At 72.6% G+C, this 13,707-nt stretch carries 9 protein-coding genes and 1 pseudogene; 1 reads left to right on the top strand and 9 read right to left on the bottom strand.

Annotated features, from left to right (window positions below):
- Positions 1-100 precede the first annotated feature (100 nt).
- A pseudogene (locus OG251_RS07000) lies at positions 101-356 on the bottom strand (hypothetical protein).
- Positions 357-562: 206 nt separating this feature from the next.
- Between OG251_RS07000 and OG251_RS07005 the strand changes: the two are divergent.
- Positions 563-1,879: a serine/threonine-protein kinase gene (locus OG251_RS07005; RefSeq protein WP_326676335.1), complete on the top strand. Its 1,317-nt coding sequence runs from the start codon at positions 563-565 to the stop codon at positions 1,877-1,879.
- A 90-nt stretch (positions 1,880-1,969) separates the two neighbouring features.
- Here OG251_RS07005 and OG251_RS07010 read toward each other — a convergent pair whose 3' ends face one another.
- The 8 genes from OG251_RS07010 to OG251_RS07045 all read right to left on the bottom strand — a co-directional run bounded on the left by OG251_RS07010 (position 1,970) and on the right by OG251_RS07045 (position 13,228).
- Complete coding sequence (locus OG251_RS07010; protein ID WP_073729373.1) at positions 1,970-2,788, bottom strand: TrmH family RNA methyltransferase; 819 nt, start codon at positions 2,786-2,788, stop codon at positions 1,970-1,972.
- A gap of 64 nt (positions 2,789-2,852) precedes the next feature.
- Positions 2,853-4,106 (bottom strand): uroporphyrinogen-III C-methyltransferase, encoded by a 1,254-nt coding sequence (gene cobA / locus OG251_RS07015; RefSeq protein ID WP_326676336.1) that lies wholly within the window; start codon positions 4,104-4,106, stop codon positions 2,853-2,855.
- A 529-nt stretch (positions 4,107-4,635) separates the two neighbouring features.
- Positions 4,636-8,082: a nicotinate-nucleotide--dimethylbenzimidazole phosphoribosyltransferase gene (cobT, locus tag OG251_RS07020; RefSeq protein ID WP_326676337.1), complete on the bottom strand. Its 3,447-nt coding sequence runs from the start codon at positions 8,080-8,082 to the stop codon at positions 4,636-4,638.
- A gap of 336 nt (positions 8,083-8,418) precedes the next feature.
- Positions 8,419-9,657: a precorrin-6y C5,15-methyltransferase (decarboxylating) subunit CbiE gene (gene cbiE, locus OG251_RS07025; protein ID WP_326676338.1), complete on the bottom strand. Its 1,239-nt coding sequence runs from the start codon at positions 9,655-9,657 to the stop codon at positions 8,419-8,421.
- Positions 9,658-9,762: 105 nt separating this feature from the next.
- Positions 9,763-10,449, bottom strand: a complete 687-nt coding sequence (locus OG251_RS07030; RefSeq protein WP_326676339.1) for a GNAT family N-acetyltransferase — start codon at positions 10,447-10,449, stop codon at positions 9,763-9,765.
- A 103-nt stretch (positions 10,450-10,552) separates the two neighbouring features.
- Positions 10,553-11,419, bottom strand: coding sequence for a MetQ/NlpA family ABC transporter substrate-binding protein (locus OG251_RS07035; RefSeq protein WP_326676340.1), 867 nt, complete (start codon positions 11,417-11,419; stop codon positions 10,553-10,555).
- A 79-nt stretch (positions 11,420-11,498) separates the two neighbouring features.
- Positions 11,499-12,170: a methionine ABC transporter permease gene (locus OG251_RS07040; RefSeq protein ID WP_326676341.1), complete on the bottom strand. Its 672-nt coding sequence runs from the start codon at positions 12,168-12,170 to the stop codon at positions 11,499-11,501.
- Complete coding sequence (locus OG251_RS07045; RefSeq protein WP_326676342.1) at positions 12,167-13,228, bottom strand: methionine ABC transporter ATP-binding protein; 1,062 nt, start codon at positions 13,226-13,228, stop codon at positions 12,167-12,169. Before OG251_RS07045 ends, OG251_RS07040 begins: the two co-directional genes overlap by 4 nt.
- Between the last annotated feature and the right edge of the window lie 479 nt (positions 13,229-13,707).

Genomic DNA, 13,707 nt, shown 5'->3' on the forward strand with positions numbered 1-13,707 from the left:
AGCGTCGGGCAGGGGTCGTCATGCCCGCGTACCGAATGCCGGGCCTCCCGGAGGATGAGCTGTCGGTAGTCGACGTACTCCCCTGGGTGGAGATCGGGCGTCAGGGCTTGGGGTCATCCCGGAGGGGACGTTCGCAGGCGTCCTCCCTGAGAACCGCTTGTTCGACCGGGCGAGCCCCCGGTCGCCCTGAAGGGTGCGGTACGCACCACGGAGCCGCTCCGGGTGACTTCACTCACTTCCACCACCCCCCGGCGGAGGGCTGTCTCCCCCCTGCGGCCCACTCCGGAGGCCCCCGCCCCGTAGGCACCGGTCGTGTCTCCCGCGTCCACGGTCCTCTCCCTTCGATCCTCCCGCATCGATCCAATCCCCCTTCTGCGACGGTCCCTTGAGATCTCGCACGGGGCGGGAGGCCCGGATCCACGGCCTCCTGACCACTCTTCACCTTTCCCACCCGGCACTGACAATCGAATCTCCGGGGAGGGCGCGGCCTCTGAGCGCGCCGGGCGCCGGGTACGTAAGCTGTGCCTCGTCAGGCGGACCAGGCAGCGGGGATGGGCAGACGATGGCGATGATGCGGCTCCGGCGCGAGGACCCGCGTCTCGTCGGCTCGTTCAGGCTGCACCGGCGACTCGGGGCGGGCGGCATGGGCGTCGTCTATCTGGGTTCCGACCGGCGTGGTCAGCGGGTGGCCCTCAAGGTGATCCGGCCCGACCTGGCGGAGGATCAGGAGTTCCGTTCGCGCTTCGCACGCGAGGTGTCGGCGGCCCGGCGGATCCGCGGAGGCTGCACGGCGCGTCTGGTCGCCGCCGATCTGGAGGCGGACCGCCCCTGGTTCGCGACGCAGTACGTCCCCGGTCCCTCCCTGCACGACAAGGTCGCCGAGGAGGGCCCGTTGGCCGCCGCCGAGGTGGCCTCGATCGGGGCGGCGCTCTCCGAGGGGCTGGTGGCGGTGCACGAGGCGGGTGTCGTCCACCGTGATCTGAAGCCGTCGAACATCCTCCTCTCCCCCAAGGGCCCCCGGATCATCGACTTCGGTATCGCCTGGGCGACCGGGGCGAGCACGCTGACCCATGTCGGTACGGCGGTGGGGTCACCCGGTTTCCTCGCGCCCGAGCAGGTCCGGGGCGCGGCGGTGACGCCCGCGACGGACGTGTTCTCGCTCGGTGCCACCCTCGCCTACGCGGCGATGGCCGATTCGCCCTTCGGGCACGGCAGTTCCGAGGTGATGCTGTACCGCGTGGTGCATGAGGAGCCGCAGCTGCACGACGTGCACGACGCGCTCGCCCCACTGGTACGGGCCTGTCTGGCGAAGGACCCGGAGGAGCGGCCGAGCACGCTCCAGCTCTCCATGCGGCTCAAGGAGATCGCGGCCCGGGAGGCGCAGGGCCTGCACGAGAGCCGGCCGCCCACCCAGCGCTCCGCTCAGGAGCTGGACCGGCCGACCGGCCGCCTGGACGGTCCGTACACCGAGCAGCACACCCGCCGCGCGGACGGCCCCTCGGCGCCCCGCCCCCAGCAGAACAGGCGTACCGCGCCGGCCCGTCCGGCCGCGCCCCGTACCGGAGGTTCGCGCTCCCAGCCGGCCCCGCGCAACACCACGCGTTCCGGTAAGCGCCCCGGCGCGACGAACGGCACGAAGAACGGCCGGCCGGGCACCAGAGGCGGGGCCCGGACCACCTCGGCGGGGCGGCGGCCGGCGAATCCGCGACTGCTGCGGCAGCGGCTCGTCGTCTTCGTCGTCGTGACCCTGCTCGTGGCGCTGGGCATCGCCGCCGCACAGGGGTGCCAGGGTCCGGCGCGCGGGCTGGGCGCCTCGCAGCCGCACACGCACAACGCCGACGCGCGGCACGCGCAGGCGGGTGTCCCTCTGCAACGGTAGGTTCCGGCGGGTGCCCCTCCGGAGCAGTGAACTCCGGCGGGTGACCCTCCGGAACGGTAGGTTCCGGGGCGGGCGACCGCCGGAGCGTGGTCAGCCCCGGGGCCGGCCCGTCGCCACCGCGTAGAAGGCGACCGCCGCCGCCGCTCCCACGTTCAGCGAGTCGACGCCGTGCGCCATGGGGATACGGACCCATTCGTCGGCGGCCATCAGTGCCTGTGTGGACAGCCCGTCGCCCTCGGCTCCGAGCATCAGCGCCACCCGCTCCAGCCGGTGCGGTGCCGCCTCGTCGATGCTGGACGCCTTCTCGTCGGGGGTGAGGGCGAGGAGCTTGAAGCCCGCCTCCCGTACCGACTCCAGCGTCTTGGGCCAGGCGTCGAGCCGGGCGTAGGGAACGGAGAAGACCGCACCCATCGAGACCTTGACCGAACGCCGGTAGAGCGGGTCGGCGCAGTCCGGTGAGAGCAGCACGGCGTCCATGCCGAGGGCGGCGGCGCTGCGGAAGATCGCACCGATGTTGGTGTGGTCGTTGACCGACTCCATGACGACCACGCGGCGGGCCGTGGCCAGCAGTTCGTCGGCGGTGGGCAACGGCTTGCGCTGCATGGAGGCGAGGGCCCCCCGGTGCACGTGGTAGCCCGTGACGCGTTCGGCGAGCTCCGGATTGACCGCGTACACGGGCGCCGGGACCTCGTCGATGACGTCGCGCATCACATCGACCCACTTGGCGGAGAGCAGCATCGACCGCATCTCGTACCCGGCGTGCCTGGCCCGTCTGATCACCTTCTCGCCCTCGGCGATGAAGAGGCCCTCGGCCGGCTCACGGCGGCGCCGGAGTTCGACATCGGTCAGGCCCGTGTAGTCGCGCAGGCGCGGGTCGTCGGGATCGTCGACGGTGATGAGATCAGCCACAGGGTGATACTGCCTTGTCCGGTGTGTGGTGCCAACGCCTTGGATGAAGATCGGTTACCGCGGGTTACCCGGCGGGGGGTGCCACGGAGTCCGGTCCGACCGCGACGACTTCGCCGATGACGATCACGGCGGGCGGGCGCACCTCTTCGGTGACGGCTCGTTCGCCGACGGTCGCCAAGGTCGCGTCGACCCGGCGCTGGGCGGCCGTGGTGCCCTCCTGGACCAGGGCGACCGGGGTCCCGGGGTCCTTGCCGTGGGCGATCAGCGCGGCCGCGATGGCGCCGATCTTGTCGACGGCCATCAGCAGGACCAGGGTGCCGCGCAGTCGGGCGAGCGCCGCCCAGTCGACCAGCGAGCGCGGGTCCTCCGGGGCGACATGACCACTGACGACGGTGAACTCATGGGCGACGCCGCGGTGGGTGACCGGGATACCGGCCGCGCCCGGAACGGAGATGGAGCTGGAGATCCCGGGGACGACCGTGCAGGAGATGCCCTCGGCCGCCAGTGCCTGGGCCTCTTCCATGCCCCGGCCGAAGACGAACGGGTCGCCGCCCTTGAGCCGGACGACGGCCTTGCCCGCCTTGGCGTGCTCGATCAGCGCCCGGTTGATCGCCTCCTGGGCCATGTAGCGGCCGTACGGAATCTTCGCGGCGTCGATCACCTCGACATGCGGCGGGAGTTCGTCGAGCAGATCACGGGGGCCCAGCCGGTCGGCGATGACCACGTCGGCCTCGGCGAGCAGACGACGGCCTCGCACGGTGATCAGGTCGGGGTCGCCGGGACCGCCGCCGACCAGCGAGACGCCGGGGGCGCGGGTGCGGTGGTGCGGGGCGGCGAGGGTGCCGTCGCGCAGGCCCTCCACGATGGCGTCGCGGACGGCGGCGGAGTGGCGGGGGTCGCGGCCCTGCGAGGTGGTGGTGAGGACGGCGACCGTGACGTTCTCGCTGCGGCCGGTGGCCGGGGTCCAGGCGGTGGCGGCCTCTGCGTCGTCGCTGCGGACGCACCAGGTACGGGAGCGCTCCGCCTCGGCGGAGGCGGCGTCGGCGGCGACCGGGTCGGAGCACGCGACGAGGGCGTACCAGGTGTCGCCGAGATCGCCGTCGCGGTACCGGCGGCGCTCCCAGCGGATCTCGCCGGCGTCGGCCATCGCCTCGACGGACGGGGTGGCGGACGGGGAGACCAGGGTGATGTCGGCACCGGCCGCGATGAGTGCGGGCAGGCGGCGCTGCGCGACCTGGCCGCCGCCGACGACGACGACGCGGCGCCCGTTCAGGCGCAGTCCGACGGGGTAAGCGGGGTGATCGGCGTGCTCGGCCATGGTGGTGCGGGCTCCTCGTGCGGGGTGGTGCGTAGGGGGCCGCTGTGGGGGTGGAGCGGCTGGGGCGGGGGGCGAGGGCGTGGGGGCGTGTCGCGTGGGACCACGATACGCGGGGCGGTTACGGGGTCGGTCGCCTGCGGCGGGCTTGTCCCCTACCCGCCCCTTCCCGAAACCGGGGCACCGCCCCGGACCCCGCTCCTCAAACGCCGGAGGGGCTGGGGGTGGGGGGTGGGGTTCGCCGGCCCCCGGCACCCAGCTGTCCTCGAACGCCGGACGGGCTGGAAGTGGGGCGGGCTGCCCCGGGCCCCGCGCCCCGGTGTCCTCAAACGCCGGACGGGCTGGAGTTGGGGACGGTGAGGCCTGGGCTCGGGGAAAGGATGTCCTCGAACGCCGGAGGGGCTGGGTCGGCCGACGGGGGCCGGGGTCGGCCGACCGGGCCGGGGTTCGCCTGCGGGGCCCGGCCCGGCCCCGCTCCGCAAGCGCCGGGTGGGCTTGAGGAGCGGGGGCGGCCGGTCGGTCGCCGGCGAGGTTACTTCTCCGTGACGCCCGCGGCGTCGAACGTCGCCACCTCGTGCATCGCGCGGGCCGCGCTCTGCACGATCGGGAGCGCGAGCAGGGCGCCCGTGCCCTCGCCGAGGCGCAGGTCCAGGTCGACCAGCGGGCGCAGGCCCAGCTTGTTGAGAGCGGCGACGTGGCCGGGCTCGGCGCTGCGGTGGCCGGCGATGCAGGCGGCGAGGGCCTCGGGGGCGATGGCCCGTGCGACCAGGGCCGCCGCGCCCGCGCTCACGCCGTCGAGGATGACCGGCGTACGCAGCGACGCGCCGCCGAGCAGGAAGCCCGCCATCGCGGCGTGCTCCAGGCCGCCGACCGCGGCGAGCACGCCGATCGGGTCGGCCGGGTCGGGCCGGTGCAGGTCGAGCCCCCGGCGGACGACATCGACCTTGCGGGCGTGCATCTCGTCGTTGATCCCGGTGCCCCGGCCGGTCACCTCTGCCGCGTCGATACCGGTGTATACGCAGATCAGGGCGGCCGACGCGGTGGTGTTGGCGATGCCCATCTCGCCGGTCAGCAGCGCCTTGTTGCCCGCGGCCACCAGGTCGCGGGCGGTCTCGATGCCGACCTCGATGGCCGCGAGGACCTCTTCGCGGCTGAGTGCGGGACCGGTGGTGAAGTCCGCCGTGCCGGGGCGCACCTTCCGCGGCAGGAGACCCGGCGTCGCGGGCAGCTCGGAGGCCACACCGACATCGACGACACAGACCTCGGCGCCGACCTGGGCCGCGAAGGCGTTGCAGACGGCTCCGCCGCCGAGGAAGTTGGCCACCATCTGGGCCGTGACCTCCTGCGGCCAGGCGGTCACACCCTGGGCGTGCACCCCGTGGTCCCCGGCGAAGATCGCGACGGCCGCGGGCTCGGGGATCGGCGGCGGGCACATCCGGGAGAGCCCGGACAGCTGGGCGGAGATGATCTCCAGCATGCCGAGCGCACCGGCCGGCTTGGTCATCCGCTTCTGGCGTTCCCATGCCTCGCCGAGCGCCTTGGCGTCCAGCGGGCGGATGTTGGAGATGGTCTCCTGGAGCAGGTCGTGCGGCTCCTCGCCGGGCAGGGCACGCCGCCCGTACGTCTCCTCGTGCACGACCCAGGACAGCGGGCGGCGCTTGGACCATCCCGCCTGCATCAGCTCGGGCTCCTCGGGGAACTCGTCGACGTATCCGACACAGAGGTACGCGACGACTTCGAGGTGCTCGGGCAGTCCGAGCGCGCGGACCATCTCGCGCTCGTCGAAGAAGCTGACCCAGCCGACGCCGAGGCCCTCGGCGCGTGCGGCGAGCCACAGGTTCTCCACGGCGAGGGCGGAGGAGTACGGGGCCATCTGCGGCTGGGTGTGCCGGCCGAGGGTGTGCCGGCCGCCGCGGGTGGGGTCGGCGGTGACGACGATGTTCACCGGGGTGTCGAGGATGGCCTCGATCTTCAGTTCCTTGAACTGCTTGGCCCGGCCCTTGGGGAGCGAGCTGGCGTAGGCATCACGCTGACGCTGGGCCAGTTCGTGCATGGACCGGCGGGTCTCCGCGGAGCGGATGACGACGAAGTCCCAGGGCTGCGAGTGGCCCACGCTCGGTGCCGTGTGCGCGGCTTCGAGGACACGGAGCAGGACCTCGTGCGGGATCGGGTCGCTGCGGAAACCGTTGCGGATGTCGCGGCGCTCCCGCATGACCCGCAGGACCGCTTCGCGTTCGGCGTCGTCGTACCCGGGAGCGGGCGGGGTGACGGGCTGCTCCTGCGCGGGCGGCTCCTCGACGAGCTGCTCCTGCGCGGGCTGCTCCTCGGCGGCCACGGCGTCGGGGGCCACGGCGTGGGCCTGCCGCACGGCCGCGGGGGGAACCTCGACCGGCTCCCGCTCCACGAGCTCCGGGGTCTCGATGATCTCGGGCCCCGTGAAGTCCTCGGGTACGGGGACCTGCTGGGGGGCCTGGGCGGCCTCCGGCTCCACCACGGGCTCCGGCTCCACCACACGCTCCGGAGCGGCCACCACCGCGGGCGCCTCCTGCGTCACCACAGGTCCGGCCTCGGCGGGCGCCGGCTCCATGGGCGCCGGCTCCACGGCGGGCTCGACGGGGCCGGGCTCGACGGGGCCGGGCTCGACGGGGCCGGGCTCCTCGGCTTCCGGCGTGATCGGCGCCGCTGCGGGCTCGATCACCACGGGGGCGACGGCGGGCGCCTCGACGGCCGGTTCGGGCTCGGGCGCGGCTTCCGGCTCGACGACGGCTTCCGGCAGCTCGGCCTCGGCGACCGGTGCCGGGGCGGTGGCCGGAGCGGGAGCCGGGTCCGGAGTCGCCGCCGAGCCCTCCACGGGTACGAGGGGTTCCGCCGGCTCCTCCACCGTGGGGGCGACCTCGGACGTGACCTCGACGGGAGCCTCCGCCGGGGTCTCGACAGATGCCTCGACAGCTGCCTCGACAGGGATGTCCGCCGAGGGGGCCGTGGCCGCCTCGGCGGGGACCTCGGCCGGCACTTCGACGGCAACCTCCGCCGGCGCCTCGGCAGGTGCCTCCGCCGGGATCGCCGGAGCCTCCGCTTCCGTCGGCTCGGGGACGACCGTTTCTGCCGGAGCGGCCTGCTCGGGCGGGATCACCTGGTCCTGCTGGGCCGCGGCCTCCGGCTGGACGGCCTGGACGGCCTGCTCGGGTGCGGGTGTCTCCGCCGTCTGCTGCGGCGCCTGGGCACCCCACGGAGCCCCGCTCTGCGGCGGAAGCTCGCCCAGCTGCGGGCCGGGCAGCACCGGAGCCTCCTCGGCCGGGGCCTCGAAGTACTCGGGGCCCGCCGCGGGCGGTCCCGCGTGCCGTGCGGCCGTCGGGGCCGAGGGCTGCGGCGCACCGGCGGGCCCCCGGTCGGCGAGCGAGCGGACCACACCGCCGGTGGGCGTACCGCCGTACGACGGGGCCCCGTCCGACGCGGGGCCGCGGTGCAGCGGGCGGCGGGCGGGAGCCGCGGCGTGCGCGGCCACCGGGACCTGGGCGGGAGCCTGCGCGGGCGCGGGGCCCGGAATCCGTACGCCGTCGAGGTCGACGGAACCGGCGTCGCGGCCACCGGACTCGTGGGTGCCCTGGACGGTGCCGGCTGCCTGGGTGGCGTAGGCGGCCTGGCCCTGCGCGGGCACCGCGGACTGCGGCGCGGTCCTGACCTGTGCCTGGTTCTGGTCCTGGGCGGGGGCCTGCTCGGCGTTCGGGGCGGGTGCGTGGCCCGGTGCCGGTGCGTAGGACACGCCGGCTCCCGAGGTCTGGCCCGGAACGGCCGGGGCTGCCTGCGGGTCGCTCCAGGCGCCCTGGGAGGTCGGCATCAGCAGAAGGTCGTCGTCCTCGGGTGTGTGCTCGGAGGGATCGAGGAAGGTGTACGCGTCCGGGGCGGGGATGCCCGGCTGCTCCACCATGCCTGCGTTCTCCGGCAGTCCCTCGCCCGGGACCTGGCCGGTGTCAGTCATGCGTACCCCTCGCCCATCGTCAGTGCTCCTTCGGCCCTTCGCCCGGGATGCCCGAACCACGGCACGCCGGTGCTCGTCAACAAGAACGAGCGGGCTCGCCGCGCGGCACGAAACGCCCGCGGACCTCTTCATATTCTCGCGGCCGTACGCCGCCGCGACAGGAAGTTCTGCCACGGCTCTCTGTGGACTGCGCCACTTCGCGCGTCCCCCGGGATGTGCCGTACCACAGTGCGGACCAAAACGGTCCCCTTTTCCGGACATTGACGAACGAAGCGACGAACGGCCGGGCGCGGTACAACGATCGGCCAGCCTACCCCGCGCGGCACGCCGCACAGGTCAGGGGGCGAGGTCCGAACGCCGTGCGGAGAGCAGGAAGACCACGGACCGTTCGCGTTCGGTCCACGCGGTGGTGTCGAGTTCGACGGACTGGAGCAGGGAGCATTCGACGGTGTATCCGTTCCCCGCGAGCGCGGCTCCGAGCGCCTCCGCCTCGTCGCGGGTCGACGCGTGGGTCACGATGCGTTCCGGGCGCCGGTCGGCGACGGCGGTGACGACGGGGACGCCGCCGCCCCCGATCCGTACGACGTCCGGTTCGGGCAGCCGTTCCAGGATGTGCGGGGCCTGCCCCTGGACGATCTGGAGGGGTACGCCGAAGGCGCGGGCGGCAGCCGCCGTACGGTCGCAGGCCGCCCGGTCGCTGTCGACGGCCAGTACCGCCGCGCCGAAGCGGGCCGCTTCCACCGCCAGGGCTCCGCTGCCGGAACCGATGTCCCAGAGCAGGTCGCCGGTGCGCGGGCCCAGGCGGGCCAGCTGGGCGGCGCGCAGGCCCGGGGACTCGCCCTCGCCGCTCTCCTCACCGGGGTCCGGCGCGCCGTCCCGGTACGCCTCCGCGGGCAGCGCCCAGCCTCGGGCGCCGCGGGGGTAGGCGGGCTGACGGCCGGCGATCCAGGCACCGGTGGCGCTGGTCTCGGGGCCGCCGCCGATGACGATGACGACGTTCGGGTCGCGCCAGGCGTGGTCGGCCGCCTTGTCCGAGGTCAGGACCGTGACCTGCTCGCGTGCGGTGCCGAGCTCCTCGCAGATCACGAAGGTGCGGTGCACGCCTTCGAGGAGGAGTGCCAGTTCGGCGGGGCCCGCGCCGGGTGAGGTGAGGACGGCGACCTTGTGGTGGGCGCGGCAGACGTTGACGGCGCGGCGCAGCGTGCGGGGGTGGGCGACGACGACCTGTGCGTCGTCCCAGGGCATGCCGGCGCGGGCGAACGCGGTCGCCACGGACGAGACGGCGGGCACGACTTCGACTTCCAGGCCGTGCTCGGGGGCGCGCAGGGTGCGTACGACGCCGAAGAAGCCGGGGTCGCCGTCGGCGAGGACCACGGGGCTGCCGCGATGTCCGGCGATCCGGCGGGCGGCCAGGTCGACGCTGCCGAGGCGGATGCGTTCGGCGCGTTCGGGGACTTCGGGCAGTGCGAGGTGGTGGGCCGCGCCCGCGACGAGCGTGGCGGCCGAGAGCGCCGCCGTCGCCGCTCTGGTCAGTGGCGAGCCGTCCCAGCCGATCACCGTGACCCGGTCGGCCATCGTCGTCTGTCTCCTGGGGGTGTAGCAGGCGGGGGTTGCCCACGGGTGGCGGGCAGGGTGAGAGTACCCGGTCGGTGCCGGGGCCCGGCGAGGGGCTGCGCGGTGTCAGTTCCAGTCGTTGTAGGTGCCGTAGCCACCGGCGTCGGCCAGTTCCTCGGCGACGCCTTCGAGGTCCTCGGGGAGCAGGCCCCAGACGATCAGGTCGGTCCGGATGTCGGTCCAGCCGCCGTCCGTGCCGTTCTCGGTCCGGGTGCGCGCTATCCGGGCGTTGCGCAGGACTCCCTCGCTGATGCAGCCCAGCTTCTGGGCGACCTGCTGGGAGGCGGTGTTGTCGGCGGGGGTGCGCAGCTCGATGCGTTCGAACCGCTGGTCGCGGAAGAGCCATTCGGCGAGCGCCAGCACGGCTTCGGTGGCGTAGCCCTCGCCGCGCGCCCAGGGGGCGGTGATGTAGCGGACCTCGGTGGCCAGGGTGCGCCAGTCGGTGTTCAGGAGCTGGACGGAGCCGACCAGGCGCTGGGTGAGGAATTCGGTGACGGCGAGGACGATGCCGTTGCCCGCGGTGCGCTCGGCGGGAGCGATCCTGCGGACCCAGCGTTCGGCGTCGACCTGGGTGTACGGGTGCGGCCCATCGGTCCAGGCGGTGACGAGTTCGTCGTTCATCATCTCGATGTACGCGGGGATGTCGGCCATCTCGAAGGGGCGCATCACCAACCTGTCCGTGCTGATGGAGATGGACGGAAAGGTGGAAGTCATGCGCAGCTCCATGCCGAAGACCGGGTAAAAGCACAGCATGCAGCATCGGGCCGACGTTGTGCATGGGCGGGTCCGCACGGCGGAGCCCCGCGCCCTCCCCGAGGGAGGGCGCGGGGCTCCGTTCGCAAGTACCCGGTGGAGGTCAGGACTTGGCGGGGGTACCGAAGGCCGGGATGACCGAGCCCTGGTAGGTGTCCTCGATGAACTTCTTGACCTCGTCGGAGTTGAGGAGCTTGATGAGCTTCTGGACGCGGGCGTCCTTCTCGTTGCCCTTCTTCACGGCGATGATGTTGGCGTACGGGTTGCCGTCGGCCTTCTCCAGCGCCAGGGAGTCCTTGGAGGGCTTGAGCTTCGCCTCGATGGCGTAGTTGCCGTTGATGACGGCGGCGTCGACGTCGTTCAGGGCGCGGGGCACGGTGGCGGCCTCCAGCTCCTTGAACTCCAGGCCCTTCTTGTCGGTGATGTCGCTCAGCTTGGCGTCGGTGCCGACGCCGTCCTTGAGGGTGATCAGACCGTTCTGGGCGAGCAGCTGGAGGGCGCGGCCCTCGTTGGTGGTGTCGTTCGGTACGGCGATGGTCCGGCCCGACTTGAGGTCACCCAGGTCCTTGACCTTCTTGGAGTACAGGCCCAGGGGCTCCAGGTGCACCGTGCCGACGGAGACGAGGTGGGTGTTGTTCTTCTTGTTGAAGTCGTCCAGGTAGGGCTGGTGCTGGAAGAAGTTGGCGTCGACCTGGCCGGTCTCGGTGGCGGTGTTCGGCAGGACGTAGTCCGTGAACTCCTTGACCTCCAGCTTGAGACCTTCCTTGGCCGCCAGGTTCTTCTGGACGAAGCCGAGGATGTCGGCGTGCGGGGTCGGGGACGCGGCGACGACGAGCGCCTTGGAGGTGTCGGCCTTGGCGCCGGTGTCGCCCTTGGACGCCGGGTCGGAGTCCGTACCGCAGGCGCTGAGGCCCAGGGCGAGGGCGGCGGTGGCGGCGGCAGCCGCGGTGATCTTGATGTTCTTACGCACGAAGAGTGCCTCTTTCGGTGATGAGGTGGTGCGCCCGGACAAGGAGTTCGGGCTTGGGAGGAGAGAGAGTCGGAGGGCGTCAGGAGAGGGTGCGGCCCCGGCGGGCCAGCAGGCGCACCACTCCGTCGCCGATCAGCTGGATCACGGTCACGATGACGATCAGCAGCGCGACGGTGATGAGCATGAACTGGTTGTCGAAGCGCTGGAATCCGTAGGTGACGGCCTTCGAGCCGAGCCCTTCGCCGCCGACCGCGCCCGCCATCGCCGAGTAGCCGATGAGCACGATGACGGTGGTGGTGACGCCGGAGACGAGCGAGGGCAGCGCCTGCGGCAGCAGCACCTTGCGGACGATCGTCGGGATGGAGCCGCCCATCGACTGGACGGCTTCGACGAGCCCGTGGTCGACTTCGCGGACCGCCGTCTCGACGAGCCGGGCGAAGAACGGGATGGCGCCCACGGCGAGCGGCACGATCATCGCCGTCGGGCCGATGAAGGTGCCGACGACCCAGGTGGTGAAGGGGATCAGGGCGATCAGCAGGATGATGAACGGCAGCGAGCGGCCGATGTTCACGATCACGCCGATGACCTTGTTGACCGCCGTGTTCTGCAGGAGTCCGCCCCGGTCGGTGAGGACCAGCAGGACACCGAGCGGAAGGCCGACCAGCACGGTGACGACCGCGGACCACAGCACCATGTAGAGGGTGTCGACGGTGCCCTGGGTCAGCAGTGGCTGCATTTCGGACCAGGTCACTTGGCGACCTCCTTGGTGAGCGGGGCGGATGCCTGTTCCGGTACGGCGGGGGCCTCGGCGTCCACGACCTCGGCCTGGAGGCCCTGCTCACGCAGGAAGCCGATCGGTACGACGTTGTCCTCGAAGCGGCCGGGCAGCTCGATGCGCATCCGGCCGATCTGGTTGCCGCCGACGGTGTCCATCGCCGCTCCGAGGATGGAGATGTCGATGTTGTACGTACGCGAGAGCTGGGAGATCACCGGTTGGCTCGCGGCCTCCCCGTGGAAGGTGACGTCGACGACCGTGCGGTCGGGGCCGGAGGCGGCGCCGCCGACCGGGAACAGCTCGTGGGCCAGTTCGGAGCCGGGGGTGGCGAGCAGTTCCCCGACGGTGCCGGACTCGACGATGCGGCCGCGCCGCATCAGCGCGGCGGAGTCGCAGACCGTCTTGACGACGTCCATCTCGTGCGTGATCAGCAGCACGGTGAGGCCCAGCTGCTGGTTGAGGTCGCGCAGCAGCGAGAGGATGGAGCGGGTGGTCTCGGGGTCCAGCGCGGAGGTCGCCTCGTCCGAGAGCAGCACCTTGGGGTCGCCGGCCAGGGCGCGGGCGATACCGACGCGCTGCTTCTGACCGCCGGAGAGCTGGCCGGGGTAGGCCTTCGCCTTGTCGGTGAGGCCGACGAGGTCGAGAAGTTCGAGTGCCTTGCGGGTGCGGGCCTGGCCGGAGACGCCGAGGATCTCCAACGGGAGTTCCACGTTGTCCCGCACATTGCGCGAGGCCAGGAGGTTGAAGTGCTGGAAGACCATGCCGATACGGCTGCGCGCCTCGCGCAGCTCCTGGCCGGCGCGGCGGCCTCGGCCGGCGAGCGCGGTGAGGTCCTGTCCGGCCACCGTGACGGTGCCGGACGTGGGCCGCTCCAGCAGGTTGACGCAGCGGATCAGGGAGGACTTCCCGGCGCCGCTCTGTCCGATGACGCCGTAGACCTCGCCCTCGCGGACGTGCAGGTCGACGCCGTCGAGTGCGGTGACCTCACGGCCGCGCGACTGGTAGACCTTCGTGAGGCCCGTAGTGGTGATCACAGGGGTTTCCGTCACTGTCGAGTGCGCGGCGCGGTGTCCGCCGGGCACGGGGCATTCGTCTGAAGAGACTGTTCGGGCTGGTCTGCCGGTGGGTCTCGGCATGGCCGGCCGCGGCGGAAGGCCGACAGGCAGCGCATGCTCGGGCGGGCTCGTTCCATTGGGTGCAAACGGCGCAGGCTCGGTCTCGCTTCGGGGCGCGAGGCTCAGGCTGGGGCCCTCAGAAGGCGCGCATTCGACACATACAACGAGCACCGGGCGTGCTGATCGCCTCGGTCGCAAGGATGCGGCTGCTCGTCGTGGTCATGTCCCAAGTAAAACAGACGTAACGACTCCCCGATCCCCGCTGTCCGGATAGCGGACAGCCGTGGATGGCCGTGCGGAACGGTGCGGGGAAAGCCGGGAGTCCTTCCTCGCGCGTCTGTGACCTGCGCCGATACAAGGGGACGGGGGGTGGGGGCGGTCGCCCGGGGCGGTGTGAC

Origin of the sequence: Streptomyces sp. NBC_01237, assembly GCF_035917275.1 — a bacterium.
GTDB lineage: Bacteria > Actinomycetota > Actinomycetes > Streptomycetales > Streptomycetaceae > Streptomyces.